This is a genomic window from Chthoniobacter flavus Ellin428, from assembly GCF_000173075.1.
Classification (GTDB): domain Bacteria; phylum Verrucomicrobiota; class Verrucomicrobiia; order Chthoniobacterales; family Chthoniobacteraceae; genus Chthoniobacter; species Chthoniobacter flavus.
The window spans coordinates 84,844-102,091 of sequence record NZ_ABVL01000005.1 but is presented as its reverse complement, the minus strand read 5'-3'; the positions used below and the strand labels follow the sequence as shown (position 1 = coordinate 102,091).

Annotated in this window: 14 protein-coding genes and 1 pseudogene; 11 read left to right on the top strand and 4 right to left on the bottom strand. The window is 61.0% G+C overall.

Annotated features, from left to right (window positions below; all coding sequences use genetic code 11):
- The first annotated feature begins 104 nt into the window (after positions 1 to 104).
- The 4 genes and pseudogenes from lepA to CFE428DRAFT_RS35575 all read left to right on the top strand — a co-directional run.
- Positions 105 to 1,910: a translation elongation factor 4 gene (lepA, locus tag CFE428DRAFT_RS10225; RefSeq protein ID WP_006979450.1), complete on the top strand. Its 1,806-nt coding sequence runs from the start codon at positions 105 to 107 to the stop codon at positions 1,908 to 1,910.
- Between the two features lie 180 nt (positions 1,911 to 2,090).
- Entirely contained in the window at positions 2,091 to 2,333 is a 243-nt protein-coding gene (locus CFE428DRAFT_RS37185) for a ribbon-helix-helix domain-containing protein (protein WP_131989245.1), read from the top strand.
- Complete coding sequence (locus CFE428DRAFT_RS10220) at positions 2,330 to 2,740, top strand: type II toxin-antitoxin system VapC family toxin (RefSeq protein WP_006979449.1); 411 nt, start codon at positions 2,330 to 2,332, stop codon at positions 2,738 to 2,740. Before CFE428DRAFT_RS37185 ends, CFE428DRAFT_RS10220 begins: the two co-directional genes overlap by 4 nt.
- Before the next feature lie 99 nt (positions 2,741 to 2,839).
- Positions 2,840 to 2,956 (top strand): annotated as a pseudogene (locus CFE428DRAFT_RS35575) (hypothetical protein); the annotation flags it as partial.
- A 7-nt stretch (positions 2,957 to 2,963) separates the two neighbouring features.
- Here CFE428DRAFT_RS35575 and CFE428DRAFT_RS10215 read toward each other — a convergent pair.
- From CFE428DRAFT_RS10215 to CFE428DRAFT_RS10200, 4 genes are all read right to left on the bottom strand, one after another.
- A complete protein-coding gene (locus CFE428DRAFT_RS10215; protein ID WP_006979447.1) occupies positions 2,964 to 4,619 on the bottom strand; it encodes a right-handed parallel beta-helix repeat-containing protein in 1,656 nt (551 codons plus the stop codon).
- Positions 4,620 to 4,703: 84 nt separating this feature from the next.
- Entirely contained in the window at positions 4,704 to 5,153 is a 450-nt protein-coding gene (locus tag CFE428DRAFT_RS10210; protein ID WP_006979446.1) for a hypothetical protein, read from the bottom strand.
- 205 nt (positions 5,154 to 5,358) lie between these two features.
- Positions 5,359 to 7,512 carry an outer membrane protein assembly factor BamB family protein gene (locus CFE428DRAFT_RS10205; protein ID WP_006979445.1) on the bottom strand — a complete coding sequence of 718 codons (2,154 nt, stop codon included), beginning with the start codon at positions 7,510 to 7,512 and terminating at the stop codon, positions 5,359 to 5,361.
- Positions 7,513 to 7,631: 119 nt separating this feature from the next.
- A complete protein-coding gene (locus tag CFE428DRAFT_RS10200) occupies positions 7,632 to 8,423 on the bottom strand; it encodes a GDSL-type esterase/lipase family protein (RefSeq protein ID WP_006979444.1) in 792 nt (263 codons plus the stop codon).
- 270 nt (positions 8,424 to 8,693) lie between these two features.
- On the opposite strand from CFE428DRAFT_RS10200, the gene CFE428DRAFT_RS37180 reads away from it, so the two are divergent.
- The 7 genes from CFE428DRAFT_RS37180 to CFE428DRAFT_RS10165 all read left to right on the top strand — a co-directional run bounded on the left by CFE428DRAFT_RS37180 (position 8,694) and on the right by CFE428DRAFT_RS10165 (position 17,210).
- Complete coding sequence (locus tag CFE428DRAFT_RS37180; RefSeq protein ID WP_006979443.1) at positions 8,694 to 8,867, top strand: hypothetical protein; 174 nt, start codon at positions 8,694 to 8,696, stop codon at positions 8,865 to 8,867.
- Between the two features lie 75 nt (positions 8,868 to 8,942).
- A complete protein-coding gene (gene lepB, locus CFE428DRAFT_RS33365; protein ID WP_006979442.1) occupies positions 8,943 to 10,151 on the top strand; it encodes a signal peptidase I in 1,209 nt (402 codons plus the stop codon).
- Between the two features lie 140 nt (positions 10,152 to 10,291).
- The gene (locus tag CFE428DRAFT_RS10190) at positions 10,292 to 10,684 is read left to right on the top strand and encodes a hypothetical protein (RefSeq protein WP_131989244.1); all 393 of its coding nucleotides are present in this window, start codon (positions 10,292 to 10,294) and stop codon (positions 10,682 to 10,684) included.
- A 768-nt stretch (positions 10,685 to 11,452) separates the two neighbouring features.
- Positions 11,453 to 12,607: a hypothetical protein gene (locus tag CFE428DRAFT_RS10180; RefSeq protein ID WP_162145256.1), complete on the top strand. Its 1,155-nt coding sequence runs from the start codon at positions 11,453 to 11,455 to the stop codon at positions 12,605 to 12,607.
- Positions 12,608 to 12,884: 277 nt separating this feature from the next.
- Entirely contained in the window at positions 12,885 to 15,491 is a 2,607-nt protein-coding gene (locus CFE428DRAFT_RS10175; protein WP_006979438.1) for a c-type cytochrome, read from the top strand.
- Positions 15,492 to 15,892: 401 nt separating this feature from the next.
- On the top strand, positions 15,893 to 16,495 hold the full coding sequence (locus CFE428DRAFT_RS10170; RefSeq protein ID WP_006979437.1) for a hypothetical protein: 603 nt from the start codon (positions 15,893 to 15,895) through the stop codon (positions 16,493 to 16,495).
- Between the two features lie 49 nt (positions 16,496 to 16,544).
- Positions 16,545 to 17,210, top strand: a complete 666-nt coding sequence (locus tag CFE428DRAFT_RS10165) for a phytanoyl-CoA dioxygenase family protein (RefSeq protein ID WP_006979436.1) — start codon at positions 16,545 to 16,547, stop codon at positions 17,208 to 17,210.
- Positions 17,211 to 17,248: the final 38 nt, after the last annotated feature.

The window sequence follows — 17,248 nt, the reverse complement described above, 5'->3', positions numbered from 1 at the left end:
AACCGGGTGGACAAAAGGATATCTCGCGCCGATACCGGCTTGACGGATCCGCAACCCCGGGTTGACCGCACGCCACTTGCCGCCCATAGTGCGCGGCTCTTTCCATGCCACAAACGCGCACCCGCAACTTCTGCATCATCGCCCACATCGATCACGGGAAGACCACGCTTTCCGATCGGCTGCTGGAATTCACTGGCACGATCCAGAAGCGTGAAGCCCAGGATCAGCTCCTGGACGCCATGGACCTCGAACGCGAGCGGGGCATCACCATCAAGGCCCACCCCATCGCCATGAACTACACGGCGAAGGATGGCGTGACCTACAAGCTGAACCTCATGGACACGCCCGGCCACGTGGACTTCGCCTACGAGGTCTCCCGTTCGCTGGCCGCGTGCGAAGGCGCGCTGCTCATCGTGGACGCCGCGCAGGGCGTGGAGGCGCAGACGGTGGCCAATGTCCACCTGGCGATGAAGCAGGGTCTCACGCTCATCCCGGTCATCAACAAGATCGACCTCCCGAATTCCGACCTGCCTTCCGTGAAGCGCCAGCTCGAGGAAATCCTTGCCATTCCCGCGGACGAAGCGCTGCTGGCCAGCGCCAAGGCGGGCATCGGCATCGAAGAAATTCTCGAGGCTGTCGTCGCGCGCATCCCGCACCCGAAAGGCCACCCGACGCACAAGATGCGCGCGCTGGTCTTCGACTCCACTTTCGATACCTACCGCGGCGTGGTTGTCTATGTGCGCGTGGTCGATGGCAGCATCAAAGCCGGCGACCCGGTGAAGCTCATGGCGACCAATGGCAGCTATGAGGTGAAAGAGGTCGGCCTTTTCAAACCGCAGCAGCCCAAGTTTTTTGCCCAGCCGATGCTCAACGCCGGCGACGTCGGCTACGTCATCGCCAACATCAAGACGACCAGCGAGGTGAAAGTCGGCGATACGCTGACCAACGGGCGCACCCCCGCGGAGCAACCGCTGCCCGGCTTCCAGGTCGTGCAGCCGATGGTGTTCAGCGGCATTTATCCGATCAACACCGCCGACTTCGAGCATCTCAAGATGGCGATGGGCAAGTTGCAGCTCAACGATTCCAGCTTTGTCTTCCAGGCCGAGTCGAGCGTCGCGCTCGGCTTTGGTTTCCGTTGCGGTTTCCTCGGCCTGCTGCACATGGAGATCATCCAGGAACGTCTCCGGCGCGAGTACGACATGGATATCATCGCCACGTATCCTTCGGTCATCTACGAGATCGAGAAGACCAATGGCGAGGTGTTGTACGTGGACAATCCGGAGTTCATGCCCGACCCGAGCGTGATCTTCGAAATCCGCGAGCCCATCGTGAAATGCTTCATCATGGTGCCGAACGAGTACATCTCGCCGCTGATGCAGCTCATCATGGACAAGCGCGGGATGCTCGACCACACCGAGACCCTCGATGCGCGCCGCGTGATGCTCACCACGATCCTGCCGCTCAACGAAATCCTCGTCGACTTCAACGACAAGATTAAGTCCATCACCCGCGGCTACGGCTCAATGGATTACGAGCACGCCGGCCATCGCGCCGACAAGCTGGTCAAGCTCGACATCCTGGTGAACGGCGAACCGGTCGACGCCTTCAGCAGCATCGTGCATCGCGACAAGGCCGAGGCCCGCGGCCGCATCCTCGCGGCAAAGCTCAAGGAAGTCATCCCCACCCAGCTCTACCAGGTCGCCATCCAGGCAGCGATCGGCGGCAAGGTCGTGGCCCGTGAGAACGTCAGCGCCATGCGCAAGAACGTGACCGCGAAATGCTACGGCGGTGACATCAGCCGCAAGCGCAAGCTGCTCGAGAAGCAGAAGGAAGGCAAAAAGCGCATGAAGGCCATCGGCCGGGTGAACATCCCGCAGGAAGCATTCATCGAGGTGCTCAAGGCGAACTAGGCCAAACCGGGTTTGAGCGAGCATCCGGAATTGGCCTTCAGTCCACCTTACCGATCCGGTTACTTCGGCGAACACCCCACAGGAGTTGTTCGTCGGGGCACTGAAGGCGAATGAGGCAGCGCCGCTTTTGCGGCGCATCGAGAAATTGACCTCCATATATGAATGTGGAAACATCCATATATGCATCGCACCACCATTTTGCTGCCGGAAGACTTGCGACGTCGTGCGGAAACTGTTGCCGCCACTCGCGGCTTATCTTTGAGCGAGTTGATCCGCCGGCAACTAGAGAAGGTTGCTGGACCGGCGTCAAAACCGAGTAGCCGCCGTGACGACCCTCTTTTCAAAAAACTGAAGCCTTCCAGTAAGGCTACTCCACGGGATTTGGCCGCCAATCACGATCACTATCTCTACGGCGAAGCATGAGCAAGTTGTTCATCGACACCGGTGCGTTTCTCGCCCGTGAGTTGACACACGACCAACACCATTCAGCCGCTACAGAAGGCTGGCAGATGCTGGCTGATTCCGATGATCGTCTCTTCTCCACGGAGCATGTACTGGATGAAACAATTACCCTGCTGGCCAGGCGCGAATCGTACGCTTTCGCCGCCGAATGTGCCGCTACCTATTTGCAAAGCAAAGCAATCGAGTGGTTGCGGCCCGGCATGGATGACTACAACAAGGCCGTGAAACTCATGCGAAAATACGCAGACCAGTCCGTATCTTTTACCGACTGTATTTCTTTCGTTCTCATGCGACGCGAATCCATTACCCGGATTTTTGGATTCGACCGGCATTTCCAAGCGGCACAGTTCCGGCTCTGGCCAGCTTAATTTCAGTCCCTTGTTTCCGGCTTCTCGGGAAGCAGATTACCCCTTATGAAGTGCTTCATCATGGTGCCAAACGATTACATCTGGCCGCTCATGCAGCTTATCATGGACAAGCGCGGCATGCTCGAGAAGCAGAAGGAAGGCAAAAAGCGCATGAAGGCCATCGGCCGGGTGAACATCCCGCAGGAAGCATTCATCGAGGTGTTGAAGGCGAATTAGGAACGCCTCAACGACGCCCATGGTTGAAATCCACCGGGGCGATTTTCAACGATGCGCCGGGATTGTCGCGTATCTCCACGTCGACACAGCTCGGGTCGACCTGGATGGCGGCATCGTGTGACCGAAAGACATTGTCCTTGAAAAGGAGTTGCTGGCCGCCGGGCGCGAACGTCACCGCGGGTGAACCGCACTCTGGGCCGGTGACAAAAATGTTGTCGCGGACAATGACGGGCCCGTAATGGCCATCGCGTTCGTGGAGTGTGAAATAGAGCTCCGGCTTCTGCTCATAGTCGCCAGTCACGAAACTCCGCCGGCCCCGATGCGGATCGTGCTCGTTCTTCGTCGTATTGTTGATGAAGACGTTTCCCGTCATCACAAAATTGCGCGGCTGATTGATCCACGAGCCACGCCCTCCGTTGCGGAACGTATTGCCGGTGATCGTTACATCCTCGCACGATTTCTCCACACTCATGACGCGAGAACCGTTGGTCCCGTCGATCGTATTTCCGGTGATGGTCGCATTCTGACAAAACTCCGCGAGGAAAAAGGCGCCCATGCGTGAACCGGTGATGTGATTGTCCGCGAAAACCACGCCGCGGCTTTTCTGAATGTGCATGGTATCGCCGAGGGCGCTCAACCGGCAGCCCCGGACAATCACTTTCTCGCAACCGACGAGATCCATCGCCCCTTTGCCAGGACCGGCGCCGGTGGGCGAATAGAGAGCGCCATAAGCGGCTGAAAGATTGTGGATTAGTTTCACCTCGCCACCCGCCCCTTCGAAGCGCATCGGTGAACCCGACGGCTGTTCGGCAATCTGAATGCCTTCCGCATCACTTGCCACGACGAAGTATTGGCGACCGCGCACGACATTGCGCGGCAGCGCATCGCCGAAAAAGCACACCGCGTATTGAGGATCATCGCCACGACTGATCCCGACGGGATGGTCGCGGTTCGCAAAGCGCACGCGACTGTCTCCGTCGGCCATACTCACTCCTGGGCAAATCAGATCATTGCGGAAATATTTCGCCGCCAGCGCGCGTTCGCGTGGCGAGTAATCCTCCGGCCAAATGGTGATCTGCCAGAGCAGACCGTAATCCCACATGAATTTTCCGCTGCGCTCGAGCGTGCAGTTCTCCACCGTCACGTTTCTGGCGTAAGATTCGATTTCGCGGTCGCTGCCGTGCTTCTCCGCTCCCGCCACGCTGATCGCCGCGCCCGCGAGCCCATCGGAAGTCACATCACGGAACGTGAGATTTTTCGTCTCTCCGTTTCCTGTCGTGGAGATGAGAATCGCCCGCGTATTCACATTGGGCTCCCACGAGTTCTCCTCCCGCGCGGGATCGAATACATGGCCGGCGAAGTGCCCGCCAAACCACCGAAAATCACTGACGTTTTCTCCCCTGAAAAGCACCGCCCGCGCTTTATCGCCGAGCACATCGGGCAAATGAAAACGCGCTCCGTAAGCAAAGACGGTCGTGTGCGATGCCAAAGGAATCGGCTGCGTGCCGTCGAGCGCATAGTCCCCGGGCGGGATGGTAATGGTCCCGCCATGCTCGGCAACCGCAGCAAAGAGCGGCGCGAGCTTTGCCGAATCATCCGCAACACCCCGGCTGGCACAGACGGTAAAGATGGCGGCACACCAAATGAAGGAACCGATATTCATAGGTGCAGTGAAGATCGCCGCCCCACGGTTTCCTTGGCCTGTTTTCCGTCCGTCCCATTTCCCTCCGGAATTCGTAACCGCGCTCTACCGATCCCGGCGGAGGTCGCGGAAGGCCGTGTCGATGTCGCCGAATTCCGCATCCATACGCATGTCGTCGATGTGACGGTTCAGCCGGCCCTTGACGTTGATTTTGTCGAAGACTTCGTCGCGCGGGATCAGTTGGAGGGTAAAGCACAATTGCTCCGCGTCGGCATTGGAGAGCGCGGAGATTCGCTGCTTAATGGCGTCCTTGTCCTGCCGGCGCCAGGCGTGAATGGCTTCGGGCGTTGAGGCGGGATCGGGCTGTCCGGCCTCGGGGATGTCTTTTCCGGCGTCGGGATTCACTTTCGTCAACGTCTGTGCGGGAACATCCGGAGTCACGAGCACAGTCGCCTGCGCAATCGGCGCCGGTCTCTTCGGCATCAGCACATATCCCAGCCCCATGCCTAACAACGCCGCTGCCGCCACAATCGCGAGTAGAGTCGTCTCACGCATGGCGGAAGACTAACACGATTCGCCGGGGAGTAAAGAATCCGCCGACCGGGTGATTTTCGGCGCTGGAGCGGCGCCGGCTAGGAGGGGACGCACCACGGAGGGATGCGCTCCTGCGCGTTCCTACTTCCCCGTTCCCAGCCCCCAAATGGGGAACACGCAGGAGCGTGTCCCTCCGTGGCGCGCCGCGATGCGCCGGCCAGAGGGCCTATTTCGCCGCCGCTTCCGGCAGGGCGAAGGCGACAATGCTGCCGCCGGCGGGGCGGCCGGATTTCGCTCCGCCCGCGGAAATGACGACATACTGCCGGCCCTTCACCGTGTAAGTGCTCGGCGTCGCGTCGCCACCAAAGGGGAGCGCCGCTTGCCAGAGGATCTTGCCGGTGTCCTTGTCGAAAGCGCGGAACGTTTCATCGGCCGTGGCGCCGATGAAAAGGAGTCCGCCTGCGGTGACGACCGGGCCGCCGTAATTTTCCGTGCCGGTCGGCGGGAGGCCGCGCTGGGTCAATGCCTTGTATTCGCCGAGCGGCACCTTCCATTTGATTTCGCCGGTGTTGAGGTCGACCGCGTTCAATGTGCCCCACGGCGGCTTGATCGCCGGGTAACCTTCTTTGTCCAAAAAGCGGTGAAACCCGGCAAAGGCGTATGGCGGCTCCTTGCGTCCCTTGGCCGCGGGCGCGGGCGCTTCATCAGCCCGGCCGCTGGTGGCGGGTGGCGGCGTGACGCCAAGGATGTAATCGAGAATCGCGTTGCGATCGCCTTCACTCAAGCGATCGAAGGCCGGCATGCGCCCGGCGCCTTGCTTGGTGACGAGCACCATCTGGTCGCGCGTCTTGCGCTTGGCGATATCGACGAGCGTAGGGAAACCGCTTTGCGGATTCCCGGTGAAGTCGAGGCCGTGGCAGGCCGCGCAATTGAGCATGTACTCGCGCTTGCCGTGGGCGATCGGCGTGCCGTCGGGATTGCGCGTTTCGACCATTTGCATGATCCACGGCATCTCATTCACGTTCACATAGTAGATGCCATTGGGGTCCGCGGCGCCGCCGCCCCATTCCATGCCACCATCGAAGCCGGGGAACATGATCAATTCCTTGATACTCGGCGCGGGGAACGGGCCGACATTCGGCGAACTCTGCACCTTGTTCACCGTCGCCAGCGTGGCGTCGGGCGAAATAGTCGAGATATCCTCGAGCTTGTAGAACTCGCGCGTGAGCGGCACGGGCTTCGTGGGGAAAGGCTGCGTGGGCGAGGCTTGCTCGCCGCGCAATTCGGATTGGGGGCCCGGCTTCTCCTCGATCGGCCAGAGCGGGTGGCCGGTCACACGATCGAAGACGAAGAGCAGCCCCTGCTTGGTGCCCTGGGCCACGGCGTCGACCTTCTTGCCGTCGTGCATCACGGTGATGAGCACCGGCGGGCACGGCAGGTCGCGATCGAGCAGATCGTGGTGGACGATCTGGAAATGCCACAGGCGTTTGCCGGTGTTGGCGTCGAGCGCCACGAGGCAGTTGGCGAAGAGATTGTCGCCGTGCCGTTCGCCGCCGTAGAAGTCGGGCTCCGCGGTCTTCGTCGCGACATAGAGGATGCCGCGCTGCTCATCGAGCGATTGCCCGCACCACGGCATGAGGCCGGTCGCGGTCTTGTAAGCCTCGGGGGGCCAGGTGTCGTACCCGACGTCACCCGGACGCGGGATGAGATGGAAGATCCAGCGACGTTCGCCGGTGTGGACATCGAACGCGCGCATCGCGCCCGGCCCACCAAAGCCGCCGATGATGAGCATGTCTTTGTAAGTCACACCCGGCGTGTTGAGTCCCACGGCGGGCAAGCCTTCCACGTCGAGTCCGGTGCCGAGATGGATCGAGCCATTCTGCCCGAAGTTGCGGATCGGCTGGCCGGTCTTCGTGTCGAGCGCGTAGAGGTAATTGCCCACGCCGGTGAAGATGCGACCCTCGCCACCGCTCTCGTTTTGCCAGAAGACGAGCCCACGCTCGCGGCTGCGATTCCCGCCCGGCCGTTCCGAGACCGGATCCCACTTCCACAGCTCCTTCCCCGTGGCCGCGTCGAGGGCGACCACCTTGCGCGTCGGCGTAGCGGTGTAGAGGACGCCGCCAACGATGAGATTGTTCGACTGATACTCGCCCTTGTCGCCGGTGTCGTAAGTCCACGCGACCTGAAGCTGCGAGACGTTATCGCGGTTGATCTGCTGGAGCGGCGAGTAAAGGCTGCGCGATTTGCCGCCGAGATAGACCGGCCAATCGACATTCGCCGAAGCATCACCCGGACTGGCAGCGAAACTCGCGGACGGCATCCACACGCCCACGGAACAAAGCGACGCCACCAGAACACTGGGGAGAAAAGTGCGATTCATGGCGTCTTCCAAAGCGGGAACGCCGCTCGAATGCAAACCGGTTCTTTTGCCAGCCTGCGTACAAAGAAAGCGCTCTGCCAAGCTTGAGAGCCTGGCAGAGCGCTGAAATCTGGGACCGGTTACTTCATCAGTTCGGTCAGCTTCGGCGTAATCGCGTCAGCCCAGATCTGGTAGCCCTTGTCGTTCGGGTGCAGGGAGTCGGGCATGATGTCCTTGGGCAAGGTGCCGTCGGGTTGGAGGAATTTCTCGCCGATGTCCATATAGAAGACGTGTTTGTCGTCGTTCAGCTTGGAAATGATCTTGTTCACTTCCGCGAGCTTCTGGCGGGCGGGATTGGGGCTGGCCTTTTCCCCGCGCGGGAAAACAGCAAGGAGGAGGATCTTCGTGTCGGGGGTCTTGGTGCGGATGGTGTCGACGATCTTCGTCACACCCTTGGCAATGGCCTCAGCGGAATCCCCACCCACGTTGTTCGTGCCGATCATCAGCACACAGACCTTCGGTTTGAAGCTGTCGGCGAGCTCACCGTTTTCGATGCGCCACAGCACGTGCTGCGTGCGGTCGCCGCCGATGCCGAAGTTGACCGGATCCCATTGCGAAAAGGATTTGGCCCACACTTCCTTGCCGCGGCCCGCCCACCCGGCCGTGATGGAGTCGCCGAGGAACAGAAGCTTCCCTTTGCCCTCCTTGGCGATCTTTACATATTTCTCATGCGCGGCGAGGAAGCCGGCATCTGGCTGGCCAGTCTTGGCGCTGTATTTCTCCGCGGCGACGTCGGGCTCCTGCTTGGGCAGCGGGAAGGGCGTGGCTAGGGGAGTTGCGGTGGGAGCGGCGGCTGGCTTATCCTGCGCCCAGAGGGCGGGCGTAAGCACGAGCGAGGCGGCGACGAGGGCGTGAAGGGGGAGTGATTTCATGATGAGGTAAGGAGCGCCGACTTTGCGACGAGCGGCCCGGTGGAGGCAAGCGCAGCGTCGCTCCTGGTTCTTAATCTTACTCGTAATCTTAATCTTAATCCCCGAGTGCGCCGCAGCCGCGGGATTACGATTAAGATCAAGATTAAGATTAAGAATGAGAAGCCTTCCCACCGCGGCAGCGCAGTGCCGCCACTACAGCGCACAGAGCCAACCGGTAGAATTCGCAAGAAGTGGTTTCCGATCTCAAAAAACCGCCTACAGTCCCCGACCATGAAATACCTCCCCCTTCTGCTGATCGCCGTTTTCCTTGTCGGCTGCGATACCAGCGAAGAAGACCGCAATTTCTATTATAATGGCTGGATGAAGCCAGAAACGGATGCGAATAAGCGCATCTACGGTGGCGAACCGACCAAGGTTCCGGCGGATCCGATCGATGAGCGGTAATCGCCGTTCGTCGGCAAAATTTCTCTTTCTTTACGGGGGATTTCGGATTGGACTCCCGACTCCGCGTCCCTAGCCATGTTTTCATTTTTCCTTCCTAAATTCGTCCAACAAGGGCGTCAGTTCGCCAAGGACGCACGGAAGATTCTCGACTACAAACGCGACCTTTGGAGCGAAGTCACTGTCACGGATTTCGAGCGCGAAATTGAGCATCTCGAGGAAGGCTGCAAGGAGCGCGACGCCCAGAAAGTCGAATCGGCCGCACAGGCCCTCAACGCTCTCTGCACCAGCATGCTTCCCAAAGTGGAAGACGCCGCCTGGCGGGAAAACTGCGAGGTCTTCCTGGTTGCCATCGTCGTGGCCCTGGCCGTGCGCACCTTCTTCATTCAGCCGTTCACGATTCCGACCGGCTCCATGCAGCCCACGCTGAATGGCATCCTCGGCCACAAGACTCCGGAAGATCCGCCGAACGCCGCCATCCGCCTCTGGGATTCGCTGATTCACGGCCGTTCCTGGGTCAACGTGGTGGCGCAGGACGACGAATCCATCGCCAGCGTCGAGGAAGTGAACTGGGCCTTTTTCTTCACCTACACCAAGGTGGAAACGAGCCAGGGACACACCTATTGGATTCACGGCCCGATGCGCACGGCGGTCGAAACCTGGGGGCTGAATTCCGTGGAGACCTATCATCGGGGTGACCACATCGCCCGTGGCTACATCGACACCGGCGACCACGTCTTCGTGGACAAGATGTCCTACGAATTCCGCCTGCCCCGGCGCGGCGACGTCTTCGTCTTCAATACCGAGCGCCTGCCCACCATCGATCGCCGGCACTCCGGCAGCTTCGAGCCGAATGATCCCACGCAATTCGACTGGCCGGAACTTGCGAGCTTCGCCGATCAGTGGCACTGGAAAGTCGACATGAACGTGCCGTCGCAATTCTACATCAAGCGTCTCGTCGGCCGCCCCGGCGATACGCTGCGGATCGATTCGCCCCGGCTCTACGTCAATGGCCAACTCGCCGAGGGCGCTCCCTTTGCGCGCGTCATGGCGGCCAAGGACGGATACGAAGGCTACAGCTTCGGCACCTCCGGCTTCCTGGCGAATATCCTCACCGCCTCCGACAAGACTTTCACCATCCCGCCGAAGCACTACTTCGCCATGGGCGATAATAGCTACCACAGCTCCGACAGCCGCGACTGGGGTCCCGTGCCGCAGCGCAACATCATGGGCCGCGGTCTCTTCGTCTACTGGCCCTTCGGTCCGCACTGGGGTTTCATCAAATGACGGTCGCGCCCGCAGCGCCCGTTTTGTAAGGCTCGTGTAAAGAGAAATGACAGCCCAACGGCCCAGCTCCAAGTTCCCGGAAACGAATATCCCATTCGTCATTCATCACTCGTCTTTCGTCATTCCGATTTTTCCCTCCCATGGCACGTCGCGCTAGTTCTTCCGCTCATCCCGCATGGATGTTGATCGCTGTCATCCTCGTCCTCGCGGCCCTGGGTGGCGGCTATTTTCTCTTCGGCCGGGCGAGCGATCCGTTTCGCGGCATATCTCCGTTGCCGGTGCAGGACTACCTGCAAAATTCCAATAGCCTGCGCGGCAACAGCTACAAACTGGATGCCGTCATTGGACAATCGCTCCAGTGGTCCCCCACGATCGGTCGTTTGTTTTCCGTGGAGGCGAATGGCGAAGTATTGCCCATCCTCGTCCCCCCGAAATTTAACAGTGTGAACATTGAAAAAGGGCAGCGGTTTTTCTTCCTGATCAAGGTGGAAGATCATGGAATTTTGTCCGCCGAGGATGTAAAGAAGTCCTGACCTCTATGAGAACGTTCTCCCCGGAAAGCCTGCGCCTTATGTCTTGGGGCGCTTCCCTCCTGCTCGCCAGCACCTCCATTGCCCAGGTCCCGGACGCCCCCGGCGGTCCTGCTCCGGCAGCCGGTGGCGGCGCCACAGCCACTGCTCCCGCGGCCCAGCCTGCCGCTCAGAACGGCGCCGGCGGCGGCCAGAAAGGCAGCTTCTTGGGCAAGGATGTTCCCTCCTTCGATCCCGGCACGGAAATCATGACCTGGGACGGCAAGAACTGGAACGTGAATAACAATCGCCTCTTCCAGGCCCGGTTTGAGAAGTATCTGAACGCGCCCGAGGAGACCACCGCGGTGGACCGGCAGTACCAGACCGTCATCAATAACCTGTTGACCCTCCTCGCACCGGGCAACGCCACGACGCAAAACATCGACGCTGCGTTCCGTCTGCTGCCGCGCGGCTCGAGCTTCGATATCGATGCCCGCCTGTGCGATTCGATTGCCGACGCCGTCTACAGCGCCTGGCGCGCGCAGAACGCGCAGAACCGTCTCGCCTCCGCCAATGACGCGCTCGATTCGGAACTCAAACAGGAATACTGGAACGCGCAGCACGCCAGCGTCATGGATGGCTCGCGCGAAGCGTCCTCAACGGGAAGCAGCTCGAAGCAAAAGGGCGGCGGCAAAAGCCCGTCCAGCAACCAGAGTTACGAGGGACAACATGATCCAGGTGGAGCACACCAAGCGCATCGCGGAGATCGAGGCCGTAAAGAAGGCCAACTCGGTGAAGCGCGAGCTCAACTCGATCCAGGCCAAGGTCGAGTTTCAGGCGCTCATCCTCCAGTTCTTCCTCCAGCGGCGTTTCCAGCACGTGCTCATCGCCACACGCTTCTACCGTGCGGTCTTTACCGATGGCGACACCAAGCTGAACGTGGGCAAGGACACCAAGGATCTCTTCGAGAAGAGCTCCGGGCTGCCGCCTACCGTGGGCACGATCGATTCCATGGCCAATGAAGCCCTGCGCGACGTGCGCGAAGGGGTGCAGGCCTACAACTTCCTGCTCGAGAAACAGGAACTCGAAAGCGCCACCAAGCGCCTCGGCGAGGCGTTCACCGTCGGTGAGTTCGTGCCCGAGATTCGTACCCTGCCGCGCGAGAAGAAGCGCAAGGCGCTGGAGTTCGCGCATAAGACAAACCAGCTTGTCTCCGCGATCGACGTAAAGGATTACACGCTCGCCGAGTCGCTCGTGAAGGATCTAGGCGTCATCGCCAAGGATTTCGATTCCTCGAAGCCGATGGCGGCGATCGATACCTCCAAGCAGATCTCCGACATGCACCTGGCCAAGGCGCGCAACGCGGCGCTCAAGGGCGACAACGCGACGCTCGAAGCCGAGCTCACCGCTGCCACGGAACTCTGGCCGCGCAATCCCGCGCTGGCCGAGCTTTCGAAGAAGATCTTCCAAACGGGCGACATCCAGCAAAAGGCGGTCATCGATTTCGAACAGCTCCTCAGCCAGAAGAATTACCGGCAGATCTTCGACGACCGCGCCCGCTTCATCGGCGCCCTCGCCTTCTATCCGGACAAAGCGGCCAAGTTGAAAGAGGTGCTCGACAACGTCCAGACCATCGAAGTCGCGCTCATGCGGGCGGATGAAATGGTGCGGCAGAACAATTACCCGGGCGCCTGGGAGAGTGTGGAGAAGATCGCCCAGCAATTCCCCGACGACACGAAGCTGAGCAAGACCCGCGCAGACCTCACCCCGCACGCGGCCGATTTCGTGCGGACCTTGCAGGACGCGCAGGACATGGAAAAGCGCGACCAAGTCGGCTCCAGCCTCGCTTATTACCTCAAGGCCCGGAAGATCTACCCCGCCAGCGATTTCGCCGGCGAAGGCGTCGACCGGCTGGTGAAGAAGATCGTGCCGGATAGCAATAACTAGAGCGGGGCGGGGCTTTCCGGGGACGGAGGCAGGATTCTTAATCTTAATCCTAATCGTAATCTTAATCCTCCGGCGCGCGTGTGCACGGAGATTAAGATTAAGATCAAGATTACGATTAAGAAAAGAGGCTCCGACCCACAACCCACCATTCGTGCGCCGAGCCACCAAAGGTTTTGCTCCCTCAGCGATTGGCTCACTCGTCATCACCCCCGCCTTTTACTAAGCAGCCTTTCCTCCCCACGCCAGATTCTCCCATCTCCCTCTCCCTCCCCTTTTCATGAGACTCACCGCCCCTTCATTTGTCCTCGCCGTCGCTCTTGGCCTCACCTCCCTGGCTCAAGCTCAAGCCCCGCAAGCTCCCGCGAAAAAAGCGCCGAAGCCCAAGGACCCCGACGCCGGCAAGCAGATCAATGAAAACAAGGCCACGCCGGCCGAGCGCATCAAGGTGATGAAAGACTTCAAGGTCGAACTCCTTTACTCGGTGCCGATCGCCGAGCAAGGCTCCTGGGTGGCGATGTGTGTGGACAACAAGGGCCGGCTCATCACCAGCGACCAGTACGGTTCGCTCTACCGCTTCACCCCGCCGCCCGCCGGCCAACCACTCGATCCGAAGACCATCGAGCGCCTCGACATCCCGGTCAAAGCCGCCAACGGCCTGCTCTGGGCTTTCAACGCCCTCTGGGTCGGCGTGAACGACTACGAACACGGCGAGAGCACCGGCCTCTATCGCGTCACCGCCTCGAAGGGCGATGATCATCTCGACACCGTCGAGCAGTTGCGCTCCATGAAAGGCCGCGGCGACCACGGTGTGCACGCCGTGCTGCCCGGACCGGATGGCAAATCCGTCTTCCTCATCACCGGCGACGGCACCACGCCCACGGAATTCAACCGCTCGCGCGTGCCCACCATTTGGGGCGAGGATCACCTTCTGCCCCGCCTGCCCGATGGCCGCGGCTTCATGCGCGACGTGCTCGCCCCCGGCGGCATCATCTACAAGATTTCCGCCGACGGCAAAGATTGGGAAGTCTGGTCGAGCGGCTATCGCAACATTTACGACGGGGCGTTCGACAAAAACGGCGAGCTCTTCACCTACGACGCCGACATGGAGTACGACTTCAACACGCCGTGGTATCGCCCTACGCGGATCTGCCATTGCGTGAGCGGCTCGGAATTCGGCTGGCGCAATGGCGCGGGCAAACGCGCGGAATGGTATCCGGACAATCTGCCGCCGGTGCTCAACATTGGCCCCGGTTCGCCCACCGGCATGGTTTTCGGCTACGGCGCGAAGTTCCCGGCGAAATACCAGAGCGCCCTCTTCGCGCTCGACTGGAGCTGGGGCCGCCTCTACGCGGTGCATCTCCAGCCAAACGGCGCGACCTTCAGTGCCACGAAGGAAGACTTCCTCAACGGCGCTCCGCTGCCGATGACCGATGTGGTCATCAACCCCAACGACGGGGCGATGTATTTCACCATCGGCGGACGCAAGGTGCAGAGCGGTCTCTATCGCGTGACCTATACGGGCAAGGAAAGCACCGCGCCCGCGCCGGCTCCAAAGAAGGACGCGCCGGCCATCGCAGAGCGGCATCGGCTGGAGGAATACCATCACGAAGACACCGGCGCACTAACCGTGGCATGGCCGAAGCTCGGCGACAACGATCGCTTCATCCGCTGGGCCGCGCGCACCGCCGTCGAGCATCAGCCGGTGGCCACGTGGGCGGACAAGGCGCTTAGCGAAACGGATCCCGCCAAGCAACTCGAAGCGCTTCTCGCGCTCGCCCGTTGCGCCGGCATCGACCCGCAGCATCGCAAGCCGACCGATCCGCCGGTCGACACCGCGATGCGCGACAAGCTTCTTACCGCGCTCCAGAAGTTCGACTGGTCCACACTCAACCAGGAGCAGCGCCTGACGCTCGTGCGCACGCTGCAGATCGCGCTCGTCCGCTTTGGGCGGCCCGACGACGCGACAGTGAAAGCACTCCTTGCGAAATTCGATCCGCTCTTCCCCGCGCCGACCTATGAGCAGAATCGTCTGCTCTGCGAGACGCTCGTTTATCTGCAATCGCCGACCATCGCCGCCAAGGCCGTGCCCATGCTCACCAGCGCGCCCACCCAGGAAGAGCAGATGGAATACGCGCGTTCGCTGCGCATGCTCAAGACCGGCTGGACCACACCGCTGCACACCGCCTACTTCGACTGGTTCCTCAAGGCCGCCAACTACCGCGGCGGCGCCAGCTTCGAGAACTTCATCGCTTTCATCCGTGCCGATGCCGTGGCCAGTTTGAGCGACAGCGAGAAGACCGAGCTGGCCGCGGAACTCGACAAGAAGCCCGTCATCAAATCGCCGCTCGAAGTCGCCGCCTCGGCGCTCGTCGGCCACACCAAGATCACCAACTGGACCCTCGACGACGTCAATCCGCCGGCCGCCCTTACCGGCCGCAACTACGAGACCGGGCACAAGATGTTCGCCGCAGTCGGCTGCTCGGCCTGCCATCGCTTCGGCAATGAAGGCGGCATGACCGGCCCCGATCTCACGCAAGCCGGCGGCCGTTACAGCCCGCGCGACTTGATCGACAACATCATCAACCCGAGCAAGGAGATCAACGAGCAGTTCGTCCCCACGGTCATCACCATGGAAGACGGCACGCAGCACATCGGCATGATCGTCAACCTCAACTCCGACGGGGTGAGCCTGAATACCGATCCCACGCAGCCGAACCAGCAGGAGCACATCGACCGCCGGAAAGTGGTGAAGATCGAACCCTCCAAGGTCTCCCTCATGCCTCCCGGCCTGCTCAATATCCTGAGCCGCGACGAAGTCCTCGACCTCGCCGCCTACGTCCTGAGCGGCGGCGACGAGAAGAACGCGATGTTCACGAAGAAGTAAGCGGTGGGACATCCCGAAGGGATGAAGGACCGTAGCCGGGGGTAAGCGAGCTTGGCGAGCAGCACCCCCGGTCACCCGTCCTCCACGGTTCCCACCCCAGAGGGGTGGAGGAATCTTTCGTCAGCAAGAAATTCCGGCACCGCCTCCGGGGTGCATTCGTTTTTGGAGGCGTATCCGGGGGTGGCGTTCGCAGACTCACTTACCCCCGGCTACGGTCCGGTATCCCTCCGGGATACGGGTCGCCGCAAATCAAAGATATAGATAATGTGCAGACTGGGTGACACCACTGGCGGTGCCCAACTGCAAGGCGAGGAAAACTGCCCTTCACCGCTCCATAGCGCCGAACGGGGAAGCTCCTCACCGCCATTGCCCATTCGCCTATTTTCGAGTTCGATAGCCAGGTGCGTTCCTTCACTGTGATCTGCTCGGTTTACGTCGCGCTGCTCGCCGGCACCGGAGCGCGGGCGGCCGAACCTGCGCTGCAAAGCATTCTCACTGCCGTCCAGCGGAGCGTGCCAAGCGCGACTTTGGTCGCGCCACCCAAGGATCCCGCCACTTTCTTCGCCGGCCATTTCAGCACCAGCCCTGAGGTCGCCCGCCGCGCCGGCAATCCCCTGCATGGCGACGACCTCTATCTCCTGCCAGATCAGACCTATTTCTATCTTTCCTGGACCGATATTTCGGCTCACTCCGAGATGGAGGATCAAGGCCATTGGCGCTTCGATGGACAATTTATCCGGACGCAAAGTGACCAGACCGTTCCCCGGCGGACGCCTTTTCACGATCATGCGTTCGCTCCTTTCTTCGCCAAAATCGCCAGCGAGAAATCCCTTTACCTGCTGGAGACCAGCCAGGATTTCCCGGGCTTCGTGAAAGAGACCAAGCCGGGCGACGATTTCCTATTTCTGGTGCTCGCTCGGATGCGGGTGGCCCCCATTCAAGACGCAGCCGCGGAACGGACGAAAATCTGGAAATCCACAGGACAGGCCGCACCGCCGAAATGACACGCGTACTCGCCCGCTTTGGAAACTTGGCGACAAATCATTTTCACCCATGCATCCCGAAATCGAGCAAAGCGGCTTCGCGCTGGTCGGCAATGTCCTGGATGCCAGCGAATGCTCGGCTCTGCGGGAAACCCTCGGCCCGGTGTCTGGCGCCGGGGAACGCGGGCTGTTGGGACGGCCCGGAGTGGTTACCCTCGCCCAATCGGACCGCCTGCTAAATCTCATCCGCCCGCATTTGCCCGCCGAACCGCAACCCGTTCGTGCCATCTACTTCGATAAATCGGCCGAAGCGAACTGGGGCGTCCCCTGGCATCAAGACCTGACCATCGCCCTGCGTGCTCGGACGGAAGTCGTCGGCTTCGGCCCCTGGAGCACGAAGGAGGGCATTCCCCACGTCCAGCCACCAGCCGAGTTGCTTGCCCAGATGCTCACCCTCCGCCTGCACCTCGACGACACGGACGAATCGAATGGCGCCTTGCATGTCCTGCCCGGTTCCCATCGCGAAGGGCGCCTCACTTCCGACCGCATTCAGGAATTGCGCGCCCAGCAAACCGATTACCTCTGTGTCGCAGCCGCTGGGGATGCCCTGCTCATGCGCCCGCTCCTGCTTCATGCCTCCGGTCGCTCGACCAGCCCACGACACCGGCGCGTCCTCCATATTGAATACGCCGGATTTGCCCTGCCAACGGGGTTGGAGTGGCACGAGGCGGCGTAACCGCGGCCCGCTTCTGGAGAGCGCGCGTGCCCCGGAAA